Annotated in this window: 22 protein-coding genes; 12 read left to right on the top strand and 10 right to left on the bottom strand. The window is 62.0% G+C overall.

Annotated elements, in window-relative coordinates:
• Window positions 1-3: 3 nt before the first annotated feature.
• The 5 genes from BUS42_RS30605 (at window position 4) to BUS42_RS30585 (ending at window position 5,059) form a co-directional block, all read left to right on the top strand.
• Window positions 4-270 carry a phage tail assembly protein T gene (locus BUS42_RS30605; protein WP_074313412.1) on the top strand — a complete coding sequence of 89 codons (267 nt, stop codon included), beginning with the start codon at window positions 4-6 and terminating at the stop codon, window positions 268-270.
• Window positions 270-2,924, top strand: coding sequence for a phage tail family protein (locus BUS42_RS30600; RefSeq protein WP_074313411.1), 2,655 nt, complete (start codon window positions 270-272; stop codon window positions 2,922-2,924). The genes BUS42_RS30605 and BUS42_RS30600 overlap by 1 nt, the downstream gene beginning before the upstream one ends.
• Window positions 2,924-3,814: a hypothetical protein gene (locus BUS42_RS30595; protein ID WP_074313410.1), complete on the top strand. Its 891-nt coding sequence runs from the start codon at window positions 2,924-2,926 to the stop codon at window positions 3,812-3,814. Before BUS42_RS30600 ends, BUS42_RS30595 begins: the two co-directional genes overlap by 1 nt.
• On the top strand, window positions 3,814-4,218 hold the full coding sequence (locus BUS42_RS30590; RefSeq protein WP_074313409.1) for a hypothetical protein: 405 nt from the start codon (window positions 3,814-3,816) through the stop codon (window positions 4,216-4,218). The genes BUS42_RS30595 and BUS42_RS30590 overlap by 1 nt, the downstream gene beginning before the upstream one ends.
• A gap of 508 nt (window positions 4,219-4,726) precedes the next feature.
• The gene (locus BUS42_RS30585) at window positions 4,727-5,059 is read left to right on the top strand and encodes a DUF6171 family protein (protein ID WP_074313408.1); all 333 of its coding nucleotides are present in this window, start codon (window positions 4,727-4,729) and stop codon (window positions 5,057-5,059) included.
• On the opposite strand, the gene BUS42_RS30580 is transcribed toward BUS42_RS30585, so the two are convergent.
• From BUS42_RS30580 to BUS42_RS30565, 4 genes are all read right to left on the bottom strand, one after another.
• On the bottom strand, window positions 5,047-6,387 hold the full coding sequence (locus BUS42_RS30580; protein ID WP_074313407.1) for a hypothetical protein: 1,341 nt from the start codon (window positions 6,385-6,387) through the stop codon (window positions 5,047-5,049). The genes BUS42_RS30585 and BUS42_RS30580 overlap by 13 nt on opposite strands.
• Window positions 6,388-6,627: 240 nt before the next feature.
• Window positions 6,628-6,960 carry a hypothetical protein gene (locus BUS42_RS30575; RefSeq protein ID WP_074313400.1) on the bottom strand — a complete coding sequence of 111 codons (333 nt, stop codon included), beginning with the start codon at window positions 6,958-6,960 and terminating at the stop codon, window positions 6,628-6,630.
• Entirely contained in the window at window positions 6,941-7,234 is a 294-nt protein-coding gene (locus BUS42_RS30570; RefSeq protein ID WP_074313398.1) for a hypothetical protein, read from the bottom strand. The genes BUS42_RS30575 and BUS42_RS30570 overlap by 20 nt, the downstream gene beginning before the upstream one ends.
• On the bottom strand, window positions 7,231-7,587 hold the full coding sequence (locus BUS42_RS30565) for a hypothetical protein (protein ID WP_074313396.1): 357 nt from the start codon (window positions 7,585-7,587) through the stop codon (window positions 7,231-7,233). Before BUS42_RS30565 ends, BUS42_RS30570 begins: the two co-directional genes overlap by 4 nt.
• Window positions 7,588-7,881: 294 nt before the next feature.
• On the opposite strand from BUS42_RS30565, the gene BUS42_RS30560 reads away from it, so the two are divergent.
• A complete protein-coding gene (locus tag BUS42_RS30560) occupies window positions 7,882-8,235 on the top strand; it encodes a hypothetical protein (RefSeq protein ID WP_074313394.1) in 354 nt (117 codons plus the stop codon).
• A 92-nt stretch (window positions 8,236-8,327) separates the two neighbouring features.
• Here BUS42_RS30560 and BUS42_RS30555 read toward each other — a convergent pair whose 3' ends face one another.
• Window positions 8,328-9,269 (bottom strand): tyrosine-type recombinase/integrase, encoded by a 942-nt coding sequence (locus BUS42_RS30555; RefSeq protein WP_074313392.1) that lies wholly within the window; start codon window positions 9,267-9,269, stop codon window positions 8,328-8,330.
• A gap of 532 nt (window positions 9,270-9,801) precedes the next feature.
• Here BUS42_RS30555 and BUS42_RS30550 point away from each other — a divergent pair.
• Complete coding sequence (locus tag BUS42_RS30550; protein ID WP_074313390.1) at window positions 9,802-10,140, top strand: hypothetical protein; 339 nt, start codon at window positions 9,802-9,804, stop codon at window positions 10,138-10,140.
• Between the two features lie 472 nt (window positions 10,141-10,612).
• Here BUS42_RS30550 and BUS42_RS30545 read toward each other — a convergent pair whose 3' ends face one another.
• On the bottom strand, window positions 10,613-10,837 hold the full coding sequence (locus BUS42_RS30545) for a hypothetical protein (RefSeq protein WP_074313388.1): 225 nt from the start codon (window positions 10,835-10,837) through the stop codon (window positions 10,613-10,615).
• 737 nt (window positions 10,838-11,574) lie between these two features.
• Here BUS42_RS30545 and BUS42_RS30540 point away from each other — a divergent pair.
• From BUS42_RS30540 to ruvB, 3 genes are all read left to right on the top strand, one after another.
• Complete coding sequence (locus BUS42_RS30540) at window positions 11,575-12,729, top strand: DUF1574 family protein (RefSeq protein ID WP_074315511.1); 1,155 nt, start codon at window positions 11,575-11,577, stop codon at window positions 12,727-12,729.
• A 223-nt stretch (window positions 12,730-12,952) separates the two neighbouring features.
• A complete protein-coding gene (gene ruvA, locus BUS42_RS30535) occupies window positions 12,953-13,612 on the top strand; it encodes a Holliday junction branch migration protein RuvA (protein ID WP_074313387.1) in 660 nt (219 codons plus the stop codon).
• Between the two features lie 50 nt (window positions 13,613-13,662).
• Window positions 13,663-14,760, top strand: coding sequence for a Holliday junction branch migration DNA helicase RuvB (gene ruvB / locus BUS42_RS30530; RefSeq protein WP_074313385.1), 1,098 nt, complete (start codon window positions 13,663-13,665; stop codon window positions 14,758-14,760).
• Window positions 14,761-14,833: 73 nt separating this feature from the next.
• On the opposite strand, the gene BUS42_RS30525 is transcribed toward ruvB, so the two are convergent.
• The 3 genes from BUS42_RS30525 to BUS42_RS30515 are packed head-to-tail and all read right to left on the bottom strand — an operon-like array spanning window position 14,834 to window position 17,632.
• The gene (locus BUS42_RS30525) at window positions 14,834-15,880 is read right to left on the bottom strand and encodes an L-threonylcarbamoyladenylate synthase (protein WP_074313384.1); all 1,047 of its coding nucleotides are present in this window, start codon (window positions 15,878-15,880) and stop codon (window positions 14,834-14,836) included.
• 22 nt (window positions 15,881-15,902) lie between these two features.
• Window positions 15,903-17,054 carry a homospermidine biosynthesis protein gene (locus tag BUS42_RS30520; RefSeq protein ID WP_074315509.1) on the bottom strand — a complete coding sequence of 384 codons (1,152 nt, stop codon included), beginning with the start codon at window positions 17,052-17,054 and terminating at the stop codon, window positions 15,903-15,905.
• A 32-nt stretch (window positions 17,055-17,086) separates the two neighbouring features.
• On the bottom strand, window positions 17,087-17,632 hold the full coding sequence (locus tag BUS42_RS30515; protein ID WP_074313383.1) for a pyruvoyl-dependent arginine decarboxylase: 546 nt from the start codon (window positions 17,630-17,632) through the stop codon (window positions 17,087-17,089).
• Between the two features lie 1,616 nt (window positions 17,633-19,248).
• Here BUS42_RS30515 and BUS42_RS30510 point away from each other — a divergent pair.
• Entirely contained in the window at window positions 19,249-19,839 is a 591-nt protein-coding gene (locus BUS42_RS30510; RefSeq protein ID WP_074313382.1) for a hypothetical protein, read from the top strand.
• A 672-nt stretch (window positions 19,840-20,511) separates the two neighbouring features.
• On the opposite strand, the gene BUS42_RS30505 is transcribed toward BUS42_RS30510, so the two are convergent.
• Window positions 20,512-21,576: a N(4)-(beta-N-acetylglucosaminyl)-L-asparaginase gene (locus tag BUS42_RS30505; RefSeq protein WP_074313381.1), complete on the bottom strand. Its 1,065-nt coding sequence runs from the start codon at window positions 21,574-21,576 to the stop codon at window positions 20,512-20,514.
• 288 nt (window positions 21,577-21,864) lie between these two features.
• Here BUS42_RS30505 and BUS42_RS30500 point away from each other — a divergent pair, with 288 nt between their 5' ends.
• Complete coding sequence (locus BUS42_RS30500) at window positions 21,865-22,554, top strand: HEAT repeat domain-containing protein (RefSeq protein ID WP_074313379.1); 690 nt, start codon at window positions 21,865-21,867, stop codon at window positions 22,552-22,554.
• Window positions 22,555-22,567 lie beyond the last annotated feature (13 nt).

Genomic DNA, 22,567 nt, shown 5'->3' with positions numbered 1-22,567 from the left:
GGGATGCCTGTCCGGGAGTTGCTCTCCCGGATCGATTCCCACGAGCTGAGCGAGTGGCTGGCGTACGATCGCCTCGACCCCCTGCCTGACTCTTACTGGCAAGCGGGCTTGATTTCATCGACGATTGCGAATGTCTTCGGCAAGGGTAAGGCGCTCACCCCGGAAGACTTCATCCCCCGCCGGCAGAAACCCAAGAGCGAAACCCAGTCCGCCGCGGCGGGCCTGTTCGCTCTCCGCGCCCTCGCCGCGCAACGAAATGGACGTGTCTGATGGCGCTGGCCGGCAACATCGTGGTCCGCATGAGCGGCGACGCTAACCCCTTCGTCCGGGAGTTGGACCGGGGCATACGCGCCCTCGACAATTTCGCCCAGTCCGCCGTACGCACCCAGCGCGCGGCGGACTCGTTCACCATGAAGGGTCCCAAGATTGAGGCGGCCGACACCTCGAACATGGGGGAAATGTCCAGCCAGGCTCAGGAGCAAGCCGGAGAGATCCAGGCCGCGTTCGCGACGGCTCTGGCCCCTCTCAACCGATTTGCGGCCACAATGACCGCGCAGATCGACAGGATTGGCGGCACGATCGTGACGTTGGCGCGGCGGATCGATTCGGAGATGAAACTCCCCAAGGCCGAGGCCGCGATCTCGCGTCTCCAGCAGAAGCTCCGCGACGAGATCGCCAAGGGGGCCGGCGCCGCCGAGGGCTCCCTCAACAGGGTCCAGGCGGCGGTCCAGCGCATCGGGCCGACCGCCGACAAGGCGCTCGGCGCGTTCCAAGGCTTCCTCAGGCTTAAAAATTTGATCGGGGACTTCGGAGACGTCGCCGGTACCAGACTCTCAAGCATGTTTAACTTCCGGCTCGGACCTCAGATTGCGCAAGTGACCGGGCTGAGAGCGGCGTTCCGGGGTGTCAATTCCGTTGTCCACACGCTCAAAAACTCGGTCATTGCTTTGGGAGCGGAGATCGCCGTCGCCCTCGGCGCCTTCGCGCTCGCTTTCAAAGGGGTTCAGTTCCTCAAGGCGAGCACCGTTGAAGCTTCCAACCTGAACGAGTCAGTCAGCAAGATGGGGGTGATCTTCGGCAACCAGGCGCAGATCGTGCAGAACGCCTCCGATGGGATGGCCACACGGTTCGGCACCGTTAAGACCGAGTTCATCGACACCGCCGCAATCTTCGGCCAGCTCCTCCAAGGCATGGGTGGCCAGACTCAGAAGGCCTCGGCCGAGACCAGCGTGCAGTTGGCGAAGTTGGCGGCCGACGCAGGGTCGATCTTCAACGTGGGCTTCGACGAGGCGGCCGGCAAGATCGCCTCGGCGCTCCGTGGGCAAAGTGAGCCCATTTCCGCGTTCGGCATCGACGTTCAGGATGCCGCGACCAAGCAAGAGGCCTTCCGGCTCGGCCTCATCAAGGCCGGCCAGGAGATGAGCACTCAGCAGAAAGTCGCGGCGCGAACATCGTTGATCATCAAAGGCCTGGCCGTCGCTCAGGGCGATCTGGCCAACACGATCGATTCCCCGGCGAACGCGATGCGCCGATTTGGTGGCACGATGACCAACGCCGGGGCAAACCTCATGAGCGTCTTCTTGCCGGCCTTGCAAAAGGGCATGGGGCTGCTCAACGAATTTGCGACCTGGCTCGACACCGCCTTTACCCGCAATCGCGGGGCAATCTCCAGCTTCGCCGCCAGGATCGGCGATGCGATCGGCGTGGCTGCAAGCTATCTCCGCAACCTGCCGGCCGTCTGGTCGATCGTCCAGCTCAAGTTCCAGGAGGGCATCGCCAACGTTGTCGCCGTCTTCCAGTCGATCCCCCAGAACCTCGCGATTATCGGAGAGTGGATCAAAAACAACTGGGTCAAGCTGATCTTCGCCGGCATCGGACAGGCGATCAAAGCGTTCTGGAACCTGAGCGTGATGGTGATCAAGGTCATCGGGACGATCGTCAGTTACATCCCGTCGCTCGCCATCGGCCTGGTCAAAGTCGCTTTCAGCCTCGGGTGGTCGTTCGCCAAGACGATGGGTCAGGGGATCTACAGCGGGCTCAAGAATGCACTCAGTGGTGGGAGTCTCGACCTTCCAGCGCTGATGGCTCCGAACTTCGCCAGCCTGGAGAAGGAGATTCAGGCCAAGTTCGCGATGATCAACAAGAGCAACCCCATGATGCGGATGGACGCCGGCGGACCGGCCGCGGCCGGCCCGATGGGGGGCATGAAGGGACCATCCGCCCTGGATCCCGCGGCCATGGAATCCCAGAAGCGAATCGCCGAGGGCGCCAAGAAGATCATCGAAGAGACCCGCACTCCGCTGGAAAAATTCCAAACCCAGGTCCGGGACCTGAACGAGATGTTCAAGTCAGGGGCGGTCGATCAGGAAACCTACAAGCGGGCCTTCAAGAAGGCCCTCGAAGAGTACGGCCAGAAAGCCAAGCAGGTCTATGACGACACCCGGACTCCCCTGGAAAAATACAACGTCAAGCTCCATGACCTCGGACAGCTCTTCAAAGCCGGTCTCATCAACAAAGACACGTTCGACCGTGCCAAGAAGTCCGGCGACGAGTTCTCGGATAAAGCCAAGTCGATCTTTGAGGAGAGCCGGACTCCCCTCGAGAAGTACGGCGAAAAGCTCAAGGAACTCGACGCGCTGAAGTCCGCGGGCCTGATCGATGAAAAGACCTATGAACGATCCAAAAAGCTCGCAGGCAAGGAGGAGCTGGGCCAAGGCGGTGAAACCAAGTTTGCCGGGGCTCTCGAGCTCGGATCGAAGGAAGCCTACTCGGCTCTCCTCCAATTCCGGGCCGGGGGGACGAAGGATGACTCGATCAAGTCGGTGGCGAAGAACTCCAAGGATACGGTCGGAGTCCTGAATCGGATCGAGAAGAAGCTCGGCGCGTCGGGTCAGTCCCTGCCGCTCCAGCGGAGGGAATTCTGATGCGGATCATAAGTATCGTCGAGAAAAAACCGGGCGGCCGGGAGGCGAAGAGGGATCAGATCTGGAAGCGATCGTACCGACGCACCTGGTACGTCCAGACCGACGACGCGCGAGTCGGGCCCGGCGCGATTCTGGCCGCGCTGCCCGTCGCGATCGGCCAGGTGTACGACACGGGGTACGAATCGGACCACGGCTCGTTTTGCCAGTCCTTGACGGTTACCGAACGTGACGAGGATGGGCGAGGCTGGGAAGCGGTGGCCGAGTATGGTCCCTACGACGCGAGCCAATTCGCGGCGGATCCGGTCGACCGCCAGCCTCAAGTCTCCTGGGACGAGGAACAATACCAGGAGGCCATCACCGAAGACGTCAACGGTAAGCCGATCGTGAATTCGGCAGGCGATCCATTTGACCCGCCTGTGATGAAAGACCGTTCCCGGCCGATCCTGGTGCTGATCCGCAACGAGCCGAGCTATGACCCCGCGCTCGCGCACTCGTTCCAGGATAAGATCAACTCGACGCCCTTCTTCGGGGCCGATCCGGAATACGTGAAGGTCAAGAAGATCACACCCCAGCGGGCCTTCAACCCTGACATCGGCTGGTACTGGGTCGTCACCTATAATTTTGTCTTCAACGACAAGCCCTGGAAGAGCCGGGTCCCGAACCTCGGATTCCGCCGTCTCGACCCAAGTAATTCGCAGAAGAAAATCGAAATCACGGACGAATATGGCCAGAAGATTTCGTCCCCTTGGCCGCTCAGTCTGACAGGCCAGCCGCTCCCCAAAGACAGCAACGCGAAAGCGGTGACTCTCGAATTCGACGTCCACGAAAAGATCGACTTCGCCGTCTTCAACTTCAACGACTTCTTCGCCCAGTTGCAGGGGACTGCCTGATGGCCGATGCAACGCGGCCCCGAGGTGAATCTGACGCCTCAAGCCCGGCCGACCCGGGCGATCCCACGGTAGGCTTCAGTGAGATCGGCGCCGAGAGAATCATTGACGTCGTTCGATACGTTGAGAAGCTGACCCGCGGCTTACCCGCCCCGCGGGCGCGTGGGGCATCCGGGTCGTCGGAACTGCGTTACGCCAAGACTCCATCGGGTGGGATCCCAGCACGCTCCGGAACCACGGTCGGCAAGGCGACCTGCACCCTCTATCACCTCGAAGGTGACAACCTGGTGGCCGACGAGACGGCCGAGGTCCGCAATCTGTTTGGATCGATCGTCGGGAGCGGCGGCAAGTTCATCGTCGTGGGCATCATCAGCGGGCGGCTGGGCGCGATCTCGGAGGATTGCTGATGGGAATCAAGCGGAGCCCGGGATGCAAGTGTTGTGGTTGCTTCCTCGGCCCATGCACTGCGACGATCCCCGAAGTCCTCTCGTTCTATGACACCTACTACGGTGTCACGATGGCCGCGATCTGGACGCCAGCCAATCCCCTTATTCCTTGCGGCCCAGGCAACTGGATTGCCTACAACCTACTAAGTTATCCCGGCGCGAGTCGAGTAAGCACCTGTCCCGCAAGCACCGTCGCGATGCGGTACATGATGTACTTTCCGTATACCGCAGGAGTACCAGCAACCACACCGGCGTTTTCATTGTCGTGGACATCCGTTGCGGGATGCCCGTCAGGAGGCACGATTCCCGCTGGTCCATGGAATGCGGTTTCGACTCCTAACAACGGATTCGTTTACCACGCATCCAGTTGCACGCCGACTTATTCCGCTGAGTTCTACTGGAACGTCGGTTCGCCCATCTACGATTCCTACATCTTCCCAGCGGTCAGACTACTGGTGACAACCCCGCCATGAACAAGTGCGACCAGTGCCCGCTCTCTGACGAAAGCCGCTCCTGCCCCGGGGAGCGATCCCGCTTCGTCTGCAAGCAGGCCCACCAGCCGGGGCTCATCGCGCAGCTCCGGTCGTTCGCCACGGCCATCGTCCAGCACGTGTCCGCCGGGTCGCCACGGGTTACCGAGGCGCAAAAGAACGCACGCCTGGCGATTTGCCAGGCGTGCGAAGACTTCGATCAGGGGAGTTGTCGGCGGTGCGGCTGCGGTCTGGACCTCAAGGCCGGTTGGTCAGACCAGGCATGCCCGGCCGGAAAGTGGGGCGCGATCCCTGTCAATCAACGCGCGTAGATGGTTCGCGGATACACGTTGACGACATACGGCGAGATCAGTGCCGCGTTGACGTGGATGGGATCGCCGGTCGCCACATCCAAAAGCGTGAACGCATACAGCGGGTTGATCGTCCACACCGTCAGCTCGCGATAGCCCGGAAGCGTCGTGCTCGCGTTAGGCTGGGTCCGTTTCGCGATCCGATACCAGTGACACCGTTGGTACGGATAAAGGAGTTCGAGTTTCCCCGCGATCGGATCGGCAATCATCCGTTGCCGCTCAACCGTGGCGGCTCGTTCGTAAGTCACATCGGCGAACCAGTCACCGACTCGGATTTCCGGATCCGGAACCTTGTCCGACCAGCGGAGCAAGACGACGCGTTTCGCCGTCGACCCGTATCCGACCTTGCCGTCGACGCTCGTGACATGACCGGTGTATCCGTAGATTGCCTCGACAACCGTCTCTCCAGCGACGGCCGTCTTCACGGTGGCGTCAAAGGGAGCGACGATCGGATTCGCCGCGAACGGTCGATTCTCGAAGATCACGATGTCGCCATCAAAGCGATCCCCCTCCGTCGACATCGACTGCCGACCGGTAAACATCCATGTGAACTTCCAGTCGTTCTGGACTGACGCCATGCCCGTGACGGCATTCGTGCCGAGTTGCATGTCCGGAACGATCGAACTGCCGGACCCTGCGCTCTTGGAAGGGGCGCTCGCCGACTGAAGCACAATGTCTTCCGGAGATACGAAGATGCCCGGGACGTTGGCCGTCGTCCACGCCGGGAAATTTGTCACGCGCGGCAAGCCGTGGACACTCCCCAAACTTCCATCCGGATCGTTCCTCACAAATCCAATTCCGGAACCGAATCGGTATTCCGGGGTCGTCTTGGGATCTGGATAGAGTCCCGTTGCGGAGCGCCAGAGCGGGTCGTAAGCGACCGGGAATCCATAGCCCACGAGCGGCCCGATCGTGTTCCCCGTGGATGTCGGTGGCCCATCGCCACGGTAGACACCGAACGGAGCGGCCCAAGGATCGGAGCCATAATCGGGCGTGTCCTGCATCCACGGATCATAAGCTCGAGCCGCGATCGGCGTTGTGTACCAGGGAGCTGTTGCCGGGTTCTTGATGAACGACGACTTAGCCAACAGGTTTTCGGCTCTCATATCGGCGAACGCCGACTGTGCCAGATATCTCGATCGTGAGTAACGGTTCGCCTGACGGAGATTCAGGAGGCCGATCGGGAACAAGGTCATGATGCTCGTCATGCCCACGCCCATGATCAGGATCGAAATCAGGATCTCAAGCAACGTGATGCCACGACGAGTTGTCGTTAGGGGGATTTTCATCGGATCGACCCTCCTGCAAAATGTTTCGGCATCACGCGGCGGACGAACTCCCGCAAAATTGCCCTTCCTTCGGGCGAGGTGACAGCCGGTCCGTCCCCGAAGTGGGGCAACGTTTGATCGCCGAGGTAGAGAAGCGGAGACCCGAGCACTACGAGTAGCGCGACATTGCGCAAGCGAATTTGCGGGCGAGCCGGGGGAGCGTAGGCGGATTTTGGGTCGATGGGCGGATGCATTTTTACCTCACAACTTGAAGAGAAGATTCGAACTGATTACGGTTCGTGCCAACGCAGACGTCTGGTTTGCCCCCTCGGTCACGGATTGACCGGGGGGGCTTTCTTGTGCGCGGCACTCGGGACACGGCATCGGGTGGAGCATCCCCACCGCGATCGGCGACGTCGTCGGGGGCCAACCTTCGGCCAGCTCCCGGACCGCGATCGTCGCGACATAGTCAGACCAGGGCACCCAGTGGCCGAACGCGTCGGGTGCGACCTGGCCGGTGTCCGCGCACGCCGAGCAGCTCGGCGGCGCGGGGTGCTCGACCAGGTCGACGACTTCAGTTGAGCCGGATGTCATGGCCGCGGCCCTCCGTCTCAGCCGGTTGGGCCCCGGCCCCGGGTGCGCATTCGTGGAGCGTGTCGTACCGGCTTCCCCAGCGCTGGCCGTGATCGAGCCAGTCCGCCCACTCGGCGAGTCCGATGGTCTGGACCATCCTTCGTCGACTCAGGAATTTCGGATCCCAGGTATGGATCCGGCCGTCGATGAAACGAATCAGGAACACCACGCAGCCACATTGCGGGCAGCTCGCGAGGTCCTTCGGAATCTCGAACTCGTTCAGGAATTCGCTCATGAGGAACTCCTCTCGACGGCTGCGCCGTTGCGATGGAAATGCCTCAAGAGCCTTCCGAACCTCCGAAGGAACTTTTCATTCCGATGGTCGGTCGATTCGAGCGCGGCGAGTAAGTAGCTGGTCGCTCGGATCAACCTTCGCCGGAATGCCGGGGACGACTCGGGTGCGTTGCTCGCGCTATCGATTTGCGAAAGTGCCAGTTCGACCCATTGGAAGGCGGCGAGTCTCGGGACATGCCCCGGGGGCCACTTTGCATCCTGTTGCTTCCGGAGCTCCACGAGCTCGGCGATCAGGTCGCGTTGGATCTCGCTTTGCGGATTCGGGGCGTGAGTCTCGCCAGTGGGACTGATCATGCGCAGCTCCCTCCTCACCGAGGCACGCCGTAGGCGCACCCGGGTTTGGGTTCCCGGAAGTCAATTCGAGGTGAGGTCACGAGGAGAACGGAGAGAGGGCCTGAGCCCTCCCCTGTCGTGAGGTAGGCGACTTGGACGATCGTCGGGATGAGCTGGGGGAGTGATCACCCCTGAGCCATCCTGGGCGGTTCGGTAATCAAGCGCCCAGGTGTCCGAAGCCGAAGAGATTTGTAGTAGACGCGACCGACGGTCGGTGCGGTCGAGAGTGGCAAGAGTAGACGAAGGAGACTGTCGATGGCTCGACGTGAACGACGGCCGGAAGATCAGACAGCAGGTCACCTCGACCCTGAGTCCGGTGTCGAGAGTGGCATCGAAGCTCAGTCGACTGGTAGCGAGAAGCCTTCGAGGCGACGTGCGACCAAGGTGGAGCCTGTCGAGGAGGAGAGTCGCACAAAGGTGACTCTCAGCCTTGGCCACGAAGTCGCGTGGAGACTGAGGGTGCTGGCCGAGATGCAGGGCACTACACCCGGCCGACTGGTCGAACCGTTGATCGTGCCCTACCTCAAAAAAGAGGCACTCCCCTACGACAGATACCGTCGCAAGGGCTTCCCTCCAGTAGCAGGCTCCGACGACATGTCGGCAGCCTAGGAAAGCCTGGCAAAAAATTCGGTTGAAGATGTAATGATTGGAAAAAAGATGAGTTGAAGACCTGCCCCAGCATGACCGGGGCAGGGGAGGGGTCAAGGCGTGAAGGATACGGTCTCGGCCGCGGCTCTCAAGTTGTCCGCATCCGCATGGAGATAATGCTTCTGCGTGCGGATCGTGGTATGGCGCAGGATCGATTTGAGCGTGGCATCCGACATTCCCCATCGCCGTGAGTGAGTCGCGAAGCTGTGACGAAAGCTCAAGATCGTGAGTCCATCCACGCCGGCCCGCTCGCCGAGGGCTTTGATCTGATCCAAGGGCTTGTGTCCGGGAGGTCCACCGGTCCAGGGGCCGATCCGGCGCACCCCCGGAAAGACCCACGGTGAGCCACACTCGATTAGCCAGCGCTCGAGGATCGGTGACAGCTCGCCTGGGATCGGTACGGCGGCAATGCTCGCCCGTGTCTTCGGCTTCTTCCCTGTCCTGATCCGACGGCGTTTGATATGGATCAATCCCTCCTTGAGGTCGACGTCCTTTCGCTTGAGCTGCAGCGCTTCGCTCTTCCGAAGCGCGGAGAAGGCGTACGTATAGACCAGCGCTTCGAGACGCGCAACCTTCCACTCCCCTGGAAACTGCGCGACCTCCGCTGACGCCTGTTCGAGGATTTTCCGAATCGCGACGATCGAGTGGTGACGGAGTTTGACTTCCTGCTCCTCGTCTTCGTCCTCTTCGTACTCTTCCAAGTCGAGGTTGATCAAATCGCAAGGATTCGATCGCAGATAGCCCGATGCGATACCGATCGAGCATGCCGCCCGAAAGCTTCGTAGAAGGCTGTCCTGCGTAGCGAGGGCCCGATCTGGGTATTGCTTGAGCCACCGGACGATCGTCACTGGCTTCAAGTCCGAAGTCTTCTTCACACCTTCCAATTCTCCTACTTCCCGCAAAGCCTGGCGCATCTTGCACAAAGTCGCGGGTTCCTTCAGTTCGTACACTTCGATCACTTCCGCGGCAAAGCGGCTGTACGAGGCATTCGGCATCGAATAATCCCCAGGCTTGGGACCTGGCCCTGAGCGGCTCATGCGGGTCTCGATCGCTAGGATTGGACCTCTCAGGGACGGTCCCCAGGTTGAACGATCGAGGCGAACCCTGACCTTTGATCGCCGATACCCGGCCCTGATCATCACCAATCTGGGCTGTCCTGGCAGCAATTTTAGGCTGCGCGATACCGGGGATCCCGGCTGTCTGGGTGGTACGGAGGGAATTAGAAGTGCGACCTGTCACGCCGGAGGTTGCGGGTTCGAGCCCCGTCATCCTCGTTTGAGTATCGAGCCCCTGGGAAACCAGGGGCTCGATGCGTTTCGAAGCCGCGCCGCCCCATCTCACCACCTCGCTTCGCTCTGAGGTCGTTCCATGAGACGGGACAAAATCTCAACCAACCCCTTGAACCAGCCCGGGTGTTAGAATGATCGTCGGCAAGCTCTCGGTCATTCCCGCCGGGGGACACCGGGCAAGTCAAACCAGGCAGGCGATCTCGGCTGCAGCGCGTTGGACGGGAGGTCTCGAGCACCCATGCCGAATCAGGTCGAGCATATTGATGAGACGTTCACCGGGGAAACGGTCGTCCTGGATGGTAAGGTCTACCGGGAATGCGCCTTCGTGCAGTGCATCTTGGTCTTTCGTGGCGAAGCGCCGTTTACCCTGACCGGAAATATGGTGGACGCGACTTGTCGATGGCGATTCGAAGGGGCCGCCGCCCTGACCGCCTCGGCGATGAAAAGCATCTATCACGGGTTTGGAGAGCAGGGGAAACGACTCATCCAGGCGACACTCGACATCGCACCAGGCTCGGCCTCCCCAAGCGATTTTTCTCCGGAATCGCACACGGACCAGGCCTTGGAACAGGGGTGATGCCGCGGGGAACCCGCCGCGTTGATGGCAGGATCCGGACGATTCACGGTTCGAGTCGGCTTCCTCGCACAGCGCAGGAGCGACCCACCATCCCAACCTCCCCGTCAGTCTGGAGATTAAGATAGTGGGCCGTGCCCACCCAACGAATCGTTGGACCCACGTTGTTACTGGTCTCGATTGCTTCGAAATCGAGGAATTCGGGTTCAGCGAAGCTTAACCGTTAGTCAAACGATCACCCGGCACAGTACACCCCGCGAGCGCGAATCCGATCGCAATCCGCGGGCTCCAGACTACCGAGGCTCGCCTCGTTTCTTAAACGGAGCCGCGCACCCAGCGCAGTAAGCAATCTGGTCGCGCTCGGCATCTCGGAACGTCAATTTGGGACCGCTGACTCCACTGCGCTGGGTGCGCGGCTCGGTTCAAGCGTGGATCATCGCCGAAGTCAACCGAGCCCCATTTTCTCAAACACAGCCTAATTGGCTCGCGCTTCGGCCTCGGCGTAGCTTTCATGCTTCGCGGAATCGTGGAACCACCACACAATTCGCTCCATCTCGGCGATCTGGCCGTCCCTTAACGCGGCACGACAAGCCAGCAAAATGGAGGCTACCGCGGCCGATTCGAATGTCTCTAAAGGAATCAATTCCTCAATGAGGCTATCGATTCGTCCTTCCGCGCCCTGGTCATAATAGTCGTTCATAATAAGCCAGCTCTCTTCCTATCCGGACGCCGGAATAGCGATCACGAGTTTTCACGTAACGCACCCGTCTGGCGATTCTTCTCTTTTATTCAGTTGCAGTTCGTCCCTTGAACCGGGCAAGAAAAAACAAACATCGTCACGATCCGCATTCCCCGCGACGCCCCCAATGCCTTATCTGGCGTAGCCTCGCTCCCTCCAAGTGAGTCCAAGCCGGAGCAGAGAAGTTCGCAACGGGTTCAGCCAGAATGCTTTCCACGTTTGCACCAAATCGGATCGAGCCACGTCAACTGGATTTCGAAGGCCCATTGGGAACCACGGAATCCGAGACCGAAGGAACGGAACGCTTCTCGTGCCAACGCACCATCCGATCGATTGGCGACCACGCCGGTGGGCCGCGGCCGGTTTCGCGTCACTCTGGCATCGCAATTTCAAATCGGTTCCTCAAGAGATCGGACTCATTTGCCGAACGAGATGAAACACCTTCAGGCGCAAACCTTGCGCTTCGAGGGGAGTTCGCCCCAGGATGAGCCGCGAGCGCCCGCGGTGGATTCGGTGCAAGGATGACGACGGATGTCTCACTCCATCACTTCTTTGATCGGAATAGTTCCGAAGTGGCCCTCCCACTTCGAACCAGGGTCGTCACTGTTACTGCCCCCAATCGCGGCGCCTGGTTCACCGGACCGTGCAGCCAGGCGGTCGGCGATCGTCCGAACCCACCTCCTTTCGGGAGCGCGTCGATGAACGAGCCGTGGGACGATCGTGGGACCGAGGTTCGCAACAGCCGCCTGCCTCGGGGATTCGTCGGCATGCTCGGCCTGCTGCTGGCGATCGAGCTCTTCGTCTCGCACGCCTCGCTTGACCTCGCCCGGCCTGAATACTGGTTGTGGTATGCCACGGGCCGCTCGGCCCGCCTCGACGCGAAGCAGGCCGAGATCCTCTGTCTCGGCACCAGCCAGACGTCGTATGGCGTGGTCCCCCAAGTGCTCGAGGAACAGCTCGGCCGGCGGACGTATAACCTGGCCATGTGCAGCTCGCCGCCGCAGGCCGACTATTACCTGCTCAAGCGGGCCCTCGACTCGGGGGCGCGGCCCAAGGCCCTGGTCCTCGACCTGCACCCGCACTTGATGAAAAACAACTACTGGGGCTGCATTCGATTCTTCCCCAACTTGCTCTCGGCGAGGGAGTCGATCGACCTGGGCTGGACCGCTCGCGACCCCGACTTCACGGCCGAAGTCCTCCTGGCCAAAGCCTTCCCCTCGATCCTCAATCGGTTCGACATCCGCAACGCGGTCATGGCGACGCTGGACGGCAAGGCGTGCTCGCTGAGGAAGCCGACCCTGACGAGTTTGTGGAACCGCGTGAATAACCAAGGGGCGATGATCCTCGCTCCCAAGAACTCCCCACCGACCGAGCTCACACCGACCGACCACGAGTGGTTCGCACCATCAGCATGGTCATACCAGCAAATCAACACGCTTTACGTCCGACGTCTGCTCAAGCTCGCGGCCGCGCACGACATCACGGTCTTCTTGCTGGTACCGCCCCTCGATGCCCGACTTCAGCAATTGCGTCAGGACAAAGGGCTGAGCGCATCGTTCGAGGAGTTCGCGAAGGGACTGCAAGCCCACCACCCCAACCTGGTCGTGGTGGATGGGGCCCACTCGGGATACCCGTCCTCCGCCTTTGCGGACGCGATGCACGTCAGCCGCCCCGGGGCGATCTCCCTGACCTGCGGACTGGGGGAAATCCTTCGCCCGTACCTGGAAGGGGGGCCTCGGCCGGCCTCGCGCTGGTTCGTGTTGCCCCCCTATCGCGAACGCACGAGCCGAGCTGAAATCACCGAGCTCGCGGAAGTCAAAGAGACATCGCTCCCCTGGAAGATCAGGCGCTAACCGGTCCGGAGCGTGCCCCCCACGCGAGCGAACGCATCAAGCCCCACACGCCGAGCCCAGTCATTCAACGGCTCGGCACCGCCCCATCGCCGAGTCGCCCGCCGTCCCCGCGGTTCCAGGCTCGGGCGGCCGGAATCGCCCTTGTCTTGCGGCCCTCTTGCGGGCATAATAGTGAACAAAACCACAGAACAGATGAATTAAGGATGGAGAGGGGGAACCGCCCGTGATCTCGCAGATTCGAGGCGTACTTCGCTCGGTGGCCGAGGAAGTGCTGACGTTGGCGGTGGACCCGATGGAGATCGAGGTTCTCATCCCCGAGTACACGCGAAGGAAGATGCAGACCCAACTGGGAGAGATTGTCAGTCTCCACACGATCTTCTACATCGAAGGCAACGCGATGGGGGGACGGATGACTCCCCGGCTGGTCGGCTTCCTGTCGGCGATCGACCGCGAGTTCTTCGACATCTTCTGCTCGGTCGACGGGGTCGGGGTACGCAAGGCGCTTCGGGCGATGGTCCGGCCGGTCCGCGAGCTCGCGCGCACGATCCAGGACCAGGACGTCAAGATGCTCTCGACCTTCCCCGGGATCGGCGAGGCGACCGCCGAGCGGATCGTGGCCAAGCTCCGTCGCAAGGTCGGGAAGTTCACGCTCATCGTCGGGCAGGCCGCGGCCGCCGAGGGGACCGCGGCCGAGTCAAACGGCACCGTGGAAAACGTCGAACCCGACGTGATCCGCGACACCTTTGCCGCGCTACTCTCCGTCGGCCATAACGAGAGCGAAGCGCGACGGGAAATCGACCGCGTCCTCACGGGCAAGAAGAAGTATAAGAGCGTGGCCGACATGATCGACGCCATCTACCAGCAACAGCGCCAGCCCGACTAACAACAGGGCGGTCCCGGTCCCGGCCGATCACCGTCTGAAAGGATTGTCCGATGCGCGAGCCGATCATCAAGGGAGGACAGGGGGGGGACGCTCCCGAACCGAACCGGAACACGAACCTGCACCGCGAGGAAGGTCGGCCGGTCGATCAGATGGACGAGAAGCTCCGCCCGCAAACCCTGGCCGAGGTGGTCGGCCAGCGGAGCGTTGCCGAGCGACTCTCGATCGCGCTCGAAGCCTCGAAGAAGCGCGGCGAGCCGCTCCCCCACATCCTTTTTGATGGACCGCCCGGGTTGGGCAAGACGACGTTCGCGACCGTCTTGCACAATGAGCTCGGGGTCGAGCTCAACATGACCAGCGGCCCTGCGCTGGACAAGAAGATGGACGTGATGCCCTACCTGACCAACGCCGTCGAAGGGTCGATCCTGTTCATCGATGAGATCCATCGCCTCCCCAAGACGGTCGAGGAATTCATCTATCCGGTGATGGAAGACTTCCGGGTGGACGTGGTCCTGGGTGAAGGGATCGCGGCGCGGACGATCAACCTCCCGCTCAAGAAGTTCACGATCATCGGGGCCACGACGCGAAGCGGCATGCTTTCAGGACCGTTGCGCGACCGCTTCCACATGCACGAGCATCTGGAATTCTACGACGTCGACGACCTGGCGCGCATCGTCGCGATCAACGCCGAGAAGTTGCGGACGACGATCACGCCGGACGCCGCCTGGGAACTGGCCCGGCGGAGCCGGGGCACCCCTCGGCTCGCCAATGCCCGCCTGCGCTGGGTGCGCGACTACGCCACCGCCCGAGCCGACGGACACATCGTGCTCTCGATCGCACGCGATGCGCTCGATATGCAGGAGGTCGACGCCGAAGGCATGGACAAGCAGGACCGGCGTTACCTGGAGACCTTGATCCAGGTCTTCCGCGGCGGGCCGAGCGGAGCCGAAGCGCTCGCGGCGACGATGAACCTGGCGATCGATACCTTGACCGACGAGGTCGAGCCCTATCTGCTCCGCCGCCACTTCATCGTCCGAACGCCTCGAGGCCGACGCGCCACGCCCGCGGCCTATCGCCATCTCAATCTTCCCGAACCCGTGTCCGACACCGACCTGTTCCCGTTCGACGAGCAGCGCCGGCTGTTCGAATAATCGCGAGTCTCTTGGAGGGTTGGCACGGCCCAACAAGGAATCAGCCTTTTATCATTCCATAAAATGGCGAATCCTATTCACCGTTCGCCGAATCTTGGCGACCGGCCGGCCAGGGCCGTGAGGCTCGCCAGATCCGATCCCGAATCGCCAACCAGCGCGGTTCGTCCGGGGGGGGAACGATGACCAAGAAATCGATCCCGCTCAAATCGATCGACTGGAGGTGAGAGTAGAGCGACGACTCGGCCTCGGTGGGCGTCAACAACCGGATGTGCCGGTCAGGTCGACCCATCGACGAAGCGTCGGCGATCGACGTTTCGCCCAGCGAGATCAAGACCCAGCGCCCTTCCCTTGGAAGGGCGTCGACTGCAACGTGCTCGACCCGGAACGTCGGAGTCCTCGGCGCATAGTGCACGTCCATCTGACCGGGACTCGAATGCGGTTGCGCCTCGGGCGGTCGATCCGCCTGGCCAAGCACCTCGCGGCCGAGCGCCTCACGGATTTGCTCGACCGTGATCGACCCGGGGCGAAGAACTCGAGGGGGGCTGGTGGTGAGGTCGAGCACCGTCGACTCGATCCCGACCCCGGTTTGTCCGCTGTCGAGAATCAGGTCGATCTTGCCGTCGAGATCATTTGAGACATGCCAGGCTTCGGTCGGAGAGATTCCGGTCGACCGGTTCGCGCTGGGGGCGGCGATCGGCCGGCCGGTCGCTTCGATCAAGGCGCGGGCGACCCCTGAATCGGGGATCCGCACACCGACCGTGTCTCGCCCGGCGGTGACCACGTCGGGGATGATCGCCGCGCGAGGCAGCACGAGCGTCAACGGCCCCGGCCAGAAGCAACGCGCCAAAATATCGGCACTCTCTGGCCATTGCAGCACGCAGTCGCGAGCCATCTCGACTCGGTCGGCATGCACGATCAGGGGGTTGAACGATGGTCTTCCCTTGGCCTGGAAGATCCGCGCGACGGCCTCGGGGTTTGTGGCGTCAGCCCCGAGGCCATAAACCGTTTCGGTTGCAAACGCGACGAGCCCGCCCCGCCGGAGAATTCCGGCAGCCTGGTTGACGGCGGTCGGATCGGGCTCATCGTCGTTGACGGGAATGATGGGGGTGATCAGGGGCACGAAGGGACGGATGGCGACCGCCTCAGCCCAACGTCTTGCGTGCGGAGGGGTCGGGCTCCCCCTCGGCGCGGTGCTTCTCATATTCCAGGCGCAACGCCTCATAGCTCGCTTCGCGCTGGTCGTAGAGCCGACGGAGCGGCCGCGGGGCGTGCCGGGCCAGGCTATAGGCCGTGAGGAGCGGCAACGCGATCGTGCTGTCGGTGTAGCAGGTCACCGAGTCGGGGAGCCGTTCGGGGTCGACCTTGCCCCAGGTCATCGCCTCGCTGGCCGTGGCGCCGGAGAGACCGCCGGTGTCGGGCCGGGCGTCGGTGATCTGGAGGAAGTAGTCGTGGCCACTTTCCGCCAACCCGAGCACTTCCTGGATCTGCGGCTCGGTCTGAAGAATGAAGTTCTTCGGGCTACCGCCGCCCAGGATCAGGACCGCCGACTCGCCGCCGTTCCGCTTGGCGTTATAAACGATCGCCGCGGTCTCATTGACGTCGCGGAGCGCGTCAATCTGGAGCTTGCCACCCTGGAGGCTGAGCGCGGCGAGGTTCATCCCAATGGAACTGTCGCCGGGGCTGGACGTGTAGATTGGCACCGCCGCCTCGTAGGCGGCCGCCAGCAGACTGTTGGCGGGACGCCCCAGGGCTTGAGCCCGGCCATGGAGGTAGCGGCCCACTTCATAGTGGAACTCCGCGGTCCCCATCGTGCGTGCGAACACGTCGTCGCGGATCAGTTCGCGATAGAACGCGTCGGTGTCGAGCAAGGTCGCATAGTCAAAAACGATGTCATAAATCCGAATGATATCGTTTTGACGCAGCGCGAAATCATCGAGGTTCGGCCGGCTCTGGTGGAGCGGCAGGTCGAGCGCGTAGTGGGTGTCGTGGTAGAGGTTCGCGCCGGTCGAGACGATCCAATCGACGAAGCCGGCTTGGACCAAGGGGATCAAGCAGCTCATGCCCAGGCCCGCGGGAGTCAGCGCTCCCGAGATTGTCAGCCCGACCGTGCAATTGGGCTCGAGCATCTTTCGCGTGAAAACCTGACAGACTTCGCGAAGTCTGCCGGCGTTGTAGCTGAGAAACGCTTGATCGATCAGGTCGGCAGCCAGGTCAGATCCGGAAACGGCCGGAGGCGCGATCCGGTGCTGACTGACCTGCTGGAGGACACTGAGGGGGTTACCTGGTTCCGTCATCGTCGTTTGGACCTCTCTCGGCTTTCGCTCATTCACGGCAGCAGGATCGACGCCGCCACGACGGTGGTCCAGTGTCCCCCTTTATGACCCACGGCCGAAGCCGTCACTTCGCTGGTGTCGGCAATCACGTCGGCAATCTTCCAGATCTCGCGCTTTTCGTCCCACGAGCTGTTCGGGTCGAACTCCACCCCGAGGACAGTCGCGAGCATTTCGGCGGCGAGGTCTTCGGCATAGTCCGCCGAGATCTTGGCGGTCTGGCCGTACGAGTGGTGTTCGGAGAGGTAACCGAACGTGGTCCGATCGCGCGGAATCGCCACACCGACGCTGGCGGCGATCAAGCGGTTCGGCTCGGCCGTCGCGCTCTCGCTCATCACGCAGTGCACGATCTGTCCCGGCTCGAGGTGCTTCAACCCATCCTCAATCGAGACGACCTCGCAGTGGGGGGGGAAAATGCTCGAGACACGGACGAGGTTGTAGCAGGCAATCTTGGCATCGCGCAGAGCGAGCTCGAAGCTCGTCAATTTTTCGCGGTGGACGCCAACCCCTTTGGTGAAGAAAAGCTGCTTGGGTACGTACATCGGTTTCGCTGACACCTCCTGAACCGGCATCCCACCCGGGAAGTGGCCGGTGCAACGTCTCGCGCTTCCCCACCGGTCGCGTCACCACGACCGCGCATCGGATGAAATTACACAGAGGCCAAGGTAAGGCATTCTCGCCCCGGCTTCAAGTCCAGCAACGGGGTCTTCATCACCTCGACACAATCGAACGACGACGACCGTCCTCGCAATCCCGCCCCAACGGAGAAACCCGCCATTCCAGGGCCCTTCCCTTGAGAACCAACGACTCGCAGCCCTCACGATCGACGGTCCTCAACGCGTGGGCGAAAGAAACGTCAGAGTCAGCGCTCCGATCGTGAGTTCAAGGCCCCGCTCAGAGACTGATCTCTGTCGGCAAATTTGAGCCGGGAAACAAAAGAAGTCGCGGCGCGTCCCCCAGATTCACGGCGGAAGCCCGCGAGTGTGCCCCGGGCCAGTGACGCATCAGCTCCGAGTTCGCCCCCTCATGACTCCCCACGCCGCGTCCGGTTCATCTCGACCACGGCCCGTGCGACCTCCGTCCGCGAACCGAGGCAAGTGAGCGAGCATCAGCCCCGAGGGCGCTCCGGTTCGCGCGTCGGTGCAGGATCAACCAAAGCCGCACCGTCCTCCCTTTTTCACGTGGGTTCGACGACACCACCTCACGCAACGCGACCTTCAAGAATATCAATACGAATCGTCAAATTCCCCGCAACCGGCACAACATGAATGCCCGTAGCTGATCGAGACCAACCCACCCCGAAAAATCGGGAGTGACAACTTGGTTGATGCGTCTGCCGGACCGCGAGCGGATCGATCATGCCTCGGTTCACCGTTGCGAACCCGAGGGCTTGAAGCGGGAAAGACGAAACGAGAGAAGCGGCATCCTCCGGTCCTCGCAACGTTGCAGGTCGAGAGGTTTATGCGGGCTGATTGCCAACGGATCCTGACTCGGATGGATCGAGCTTCGCGCGTTTCGCTCCGACGAATTCGCTCGCTTTTTCAACCGCGCACGCGGTCACCACGGCGAGGCCTCGTCACCTAATCGCCTCGGGGCGTGCGATCACGTCAGGCTCCGAGCCTCAAGACGTTCGCCAGATTGCGAGTCCCGACGGACCGCAAAGATCCCCACTTCAAAAGAGCGTGGCGGGCGGCTCGGGCCGACGCATCGACACAAGACGAGACTCGTTCGTGTCCTTGCACCGGTCTCGTTCTCACTTGCCGTTCAGCACAAAACCCGCGAGAAAACGGCGCTTCTCGCAATTTTTTTTTCGAGAGCGAGAGACTCGTGAAGTTCATGGCAGGTGCGATCGAATGCGAGCCTCTTTGACCATCATCGAACCTCAATCATTCTCGGTGAATCTTCAAGAAATCAGGGAAAAGCGAAGCCTAACATCGATTTCACCGCACATGCATTTGTCGTCGCATATGGATTTTCCAGCTTTCCTCAGACTCAAGATTCTTGAATACGTTGGAGATACTGAGCCGGTTTTCAGAGGAATCGCGAGAAAACCATTTGGAGGCGACCCATCTTCGTCTTCCCGGTCCTGATATATTTCGCTATGAAGTGACAGGTGAGATCGGTGGTTTGGTGCCGGTCCACAATGAGTACTACCTTGATGCGAGGGTTCGAAGCGATGGCGGTGAAGAAGAAAGCGACCACCAAGAAGACTAGCCCCTCGGCCTCCCAAACGAAGGCCGCCCCGAAGAAGGTTGCAGCGGCGGCGAAGCCGGCCGCGACAAAAGCCGCCGCGGTGAAGCCGGCCGCAGTGAAGCCGGCCGCGACGAAGGCCGCCGCGACGAAGACCGCCGCGGCGAAGCCGGCCGCGACGAAGACCGCCGCGACGAAGACCGCCGCAACGAAGACCGCCGCGGCCGCGAAGACGGCTCCGGTCGTCAAGGCGGCCACCGCTTCGAAGGCCGGCACGCCCAAGCCGAAGGCCGCCGCCGCCACCACGAAGAAAGCCGCTCCCAAGAAGGTTGCGGTCGTCAAGCTGACCGACCGTCAGCTCGACCTGCTCAAGGTCGTCCACGGTACAAAGGAGGAAGGTTACCTGGCCGACAAGAAGGCTGAAGCGAAGTCCCTGGAGACTCTCGCCACCAAGAAGCTGATCAAGAAGGGTGCGAAAGACAAGGTCAGCGGCCACATCCGTTACCATGTCTCCAAGGCTGGCGAAAAGCACGTCGCATCGTCGAACCCCACCGCCTGAGCAGGCGAACTCTCGCTCCGGCGCACCGATCGCATGGTCGCTCTGACCACCTAGGCTTCACCTCAACCCGCTCGGTCCCGCCCCTCACCAGAGAGAGTCGTGTGAGAGGGGCGGCGACGAGAGCCACGGAGGTGGGGCCTTTCTCCGTTTTAACCGCACAGCTTGAGTGGAATCGCGATCAGCCGAGGCACACGGATCGGCCTCGGCGAAGCGCCACATCGCAAGCCAAGAGGCCAGAGGCCGGCGCTAAGCCAGTGGAGCTGGTCTTCCTTTGATTTGCATTCAGGCCGTAGACGGCACGGGTTGCACCCAACCCACACGCCAGAGTCCGTGAGGCGGGCGTCTCCAAGAATTACGCAGATCTACATTTTTCCATTTAAGAGCACAACCACCCGCGCCGCGGCGAGGGTGGTTGCTCGGCCCCGAACCCGTCCGGGGAAATCCTCATCGGCTTGCGTCCGCGGTCACGAACCGACGCCGCGTCGGGGTTGTCCCACGCGGGCCGCCGGTTCCGGCTTGGCGGGTAAACCTCCTGCCGCCGGACATCGATCCAGGAGGTAACGGCTTGAAGTCTTCCCGCCAAGTGGGAAGCCACCTTCTCTCACATGCTCGTTAATCAGACCGTCCGTCTTGGGCTGATTATCCTCCCGGCCCGGCTGAGTTCCGTTCCGCTCAGTTCGGCTCGGGATCGGGTTCGTCGTAGAGTGAGGCGCAATCGACGAGGCGGGCCGAGTCGCCATCGTGCACGGCCATCTTCGAACCGGCCCAGAGACTGGCCCCGGCGTACCGTCCATCCTTGGCGACGCAATAAAACTTGACCTGAAAATTCGGCCGCTGCTTCGCGTCGCGAAGTCGCGGATTGCGATTCGTCGCCACGATCCGCTTGCAGGCTTCGAGCAGCGCGTCCTTGGGCGCGAGCCCGCGGCGCAAGGCTTCGACGATGGTGTGGCTGGAGAGATTCAGGAGGTTCGCCTCGCCCCGGCCGGTCGAGCCGGCGGACCCCACCTCATTGTCGAGGAAGAGGCCCGCGCCCAGGATCGGAGAGTCGCCCACACGACCGGGGATCTTGTAGAAGAGACCCGAGGTCGTGGTCACACAGCCGAGGTTTCCGTGCGTGTCGAGCGCGGAGCAATGCAGGGTTCCGTGCTCGCGAATCCCGAAGAACTTGCGGACCGCCGGTGACAGTTCCGCATCCGGAGGCGCGATCCAGTCGCTGTCCTTGCCGTTGGTCTCCTTCCAATGGAGCCAGATTTCCCGAGCTTCGTCGGTCAGCAAGTTCGTCTCGGGAATCCCATGAGCCCGCGCGAATCGGAGCGCCCCTTCGCCGACGAGCAAGCAGTGATCGGTGCGCTTCATCACCAGGCGCGCGACGGCGGCGGGGTGCATGATGTTGCGGATCGAGGCGACTGCGCCGCCGCCGTGAGTCGGTCCGTGCATCACGGCCGCGTCGAGCTCGACGATCCCTTCCTCATTGGGGATGCCACCATAGCCGACGGTGTGATCCTCGGGGTCGGCCTCGACGATCGCGACCCCTTCGATCGCCGCGTCGAGGGGGTCGGCCCCCGCCTTGATTCGCTCCATCGCCTTCTCGACGGTCTTCAGCCCATTCCCACTGGCGACCACGATCGGCCGTTTCGATCCCACCGGCACGGGGGCCGCCGCCCCGAGCACCGAAGCGCCCAACCCCGCGGCAGCGCTGACGGAAAGAAAGTGACGGCGATTGACGGAATCGGACATCGAATAATCCCTCGTCGACGTTGATGTCGCAATGGCCCTGGCCATTTGTCGGGTTCATCATAAAGGAGCGGCCCATGGGCACGCCATGATCCCGATGATCCGCTGATCCCGATCGCAACAAGTTGGCCTTGGCCGACATTACACTTCGGATTAAGATGCCCGCCGCGCCGAGGCTCCTGTCGACTCGGCTCGACGATCGACCTATGGCGTCTTCATCTCACGAGCGTCTCGACTCGACAATCCCATTAACGCTCTTAAGTCTGTTGAATTCATTAAGGCGGAACGGTCATGGACGGCACGTTACCGACTCTTTGCGCAGGGAATCGGCGGGCGCTCGCGGCGACCTTACTGGTTGCGGCTGGACTCGCCGGATGTTCGGGTTTCACCGGCACCACCGCGGCGTCGTTCTTGCGGAAGGTCCGCGAAGACCCGGACCCGAATACCCGCTACCTCGCCTATCACAAGCTTGCCTCGCCCCACTGCTATGACTCTGAAGAGCAGAAGAAGGAGGCCGTGGCCACACTGGTCAACAAGCTCGAGCAAGGCAAGGAACCGGTGGCGACCCGCGCGGTCATTTGCCGGACTCTGGGTGAGCTCCACGATCCCGCGGCGCGTGAAGCGTTGATCAAGGCGGTCGGCGACAACGAGGGATTAGTGCGTTCGCAGGCCTGCCGATCGCTCGGCCAGGTCGGCCTGCCCGACGACGCGACCATCCTCTCGCGGGTCATGACTGTCGACACCTTGGAAGACTGCCGGATCGCCGCCATCGAAGGGCTCGGCGAAATGAGGGCAAAGGACCCGAGGATCCTCGAGGTCCTCGTGAACTCAATGGAGCACCCCGATCCTGCGACCCGTCTGGCTTCACTGAACGCGCTTCGGAAGATCACCAAGAAGGATCTGGGCGTCGAAGCCGGTCCCTGGCGGAAGGAGTTGCTGGCCAAGAGCACCGAAGCAACGTCCGCTCCAACCACGCGATGAGTTCACCTGATCC

The organism is Singulisphaera sp. GP187, from assembly GCF_900129635.1.
Lineage (GTDB): Bacteria > Planctomycetota > Planctomycetia > Isosphaerales > Isosphaeraceae > Singulisphaera.
The sequence above is the reverse complement of the archived record's forward strand: the minus strand, read 5'-3'. Positions and strand labels throughout refer to the sequence as shown.

Coding starts and splice junctions, on each gene's coding strand:
- BUS42_RS30605 (WP_074313412.1), top strand. CDS start 4: ATGCCTGTCCGGGAGTTGCTCTCCCGGATCGATTCCCACGAGCTGAGC.
- BUS42_RS30600 (WP_074313411.1), top strand. CDS start 270: ATGGCGCTGGCCGGCAACATCGTGGTCCGCATGAGCGGCGACGCTAAC.
- BUS42_RS30595 (WP_074313410.1), top strand. CDS start 2,924: ATGCGGATCATAAGTATCGTCGAGAAAAAACCGGGCGGCCGGGAGGCG.
- BUS42_RS30590 (WP_074313409.1), top strand. CDS start 3,814: ATGGCCGATGCAACGCGGCCCCGAGGTGAATCTGACGCCTCAAGCCCG.
- BUS42_RS30585 (WP_074313408.1), top strand. CDS start 4,727: ATGAACAAGTGCGACCAGTGCCCGCTCTCTGACGAAAGCCGCTCCTGC.
- BUS42_RS30580 (WP_074313407.1), bottom strand. CDS start 6,387: ATGAAAATCCCCCTAACGACAACTCGTCGTGGCATCACGTTGCTTGAG.
- BUS42_RS30575 (WP_074313400.1), bottom strand. CDS start 6,960: ATGACATCCGGCTCAACTGAAGTCGTCGACCTGGTCGAGCACCCCGCG.
- BUS42_RS30570 (WP_074313398.1), bottom strand. CDS start 7,234: ATGAGCGAATTCCTGAACGAGTTCGAGATTCCGAAGGACCTCGCGAGC.
- BUS42_RS30565 (WP_074313396.1), bottom strand. CDS start 7,587: ATGATCAGTCCCACTGGCGAGACTCACGCCCCGAATCCGCAAAGCGAG.
- BUS42_RS30560 (WP_074313394.1), top strand. CDS start 7,882: ATGGCTCGACGTGAACGACGGCCGGAAGATCAGACAGCAGGTCACCTC.
- BUS42_RS30555 (WP_074313392.1), bottom strand. CDS start 9,269: ATGCCGAATGCCTCGTACAGCCGCTTTGCCGCGGAAGTGATCGAAGTG.
- BUS42_RS30550 (WP_074313390.1), top strand. CDS start 9,802: ATGCCGAATCAGGTCGAGCATATTGATGAGACGTTCACCGGGGAAACG.
- BUS42_RS30545 (WP_074313388.1), bottom strand. CDS start 10,837: ATGAACGACTATTATGACCAGGGCGCGGAAGGACGAATCGATAGCCTC.
- BUS42_RS30540 (WP_074315511.1), top strand. CDS start 11,575: ATGAACGAGCCGTGGGACGATCGTGGGACCGAGGTTCGCAACAGCCGC.
- ruvB (WP_074313385.1), top strand. CDS start 13,663: ATGCGCGAGCCGATCATCAAGGGAGGACAGGGGGGGGACGCTCCCGAA.
- BUS42_RS30520 (WP_074315509.1), bottom strand. CDS start 17,054: ATGACGGAACCAGGTAACCCCCTCAGTGTCCTCCAGCAGGTCAGTCAG.
- BUS42_RS30515 (WP_074313383.1), bottom strand. CDS start 17,632: ATGTACGTACCCAAGCAGCTTTTCTTCACCAAAGGGGTTGGCGTCCAC.
- BUS42_RS30510 (WP_074313382.1), top strand. CDS start 19,249: ATGCGAGGGTTCGAAGCGATGGCGGTGAAGAAGAAAGCGACCACCAAG.
- BUS42_RS30505 (WP_074313381.1), bottom strand. CDS start 21,576: ATGTCCGATTCCGTCAATCGCCGTCACTTTCTTTCCGTCAGCGCTGCC.
- BUS42_RS30500 (WP_074313379.1), top strand. CDS start 21,865: ATGGACGGCACGTTACCGACTCTTTGCGCAGGGAATCGGCGGGCGCTC.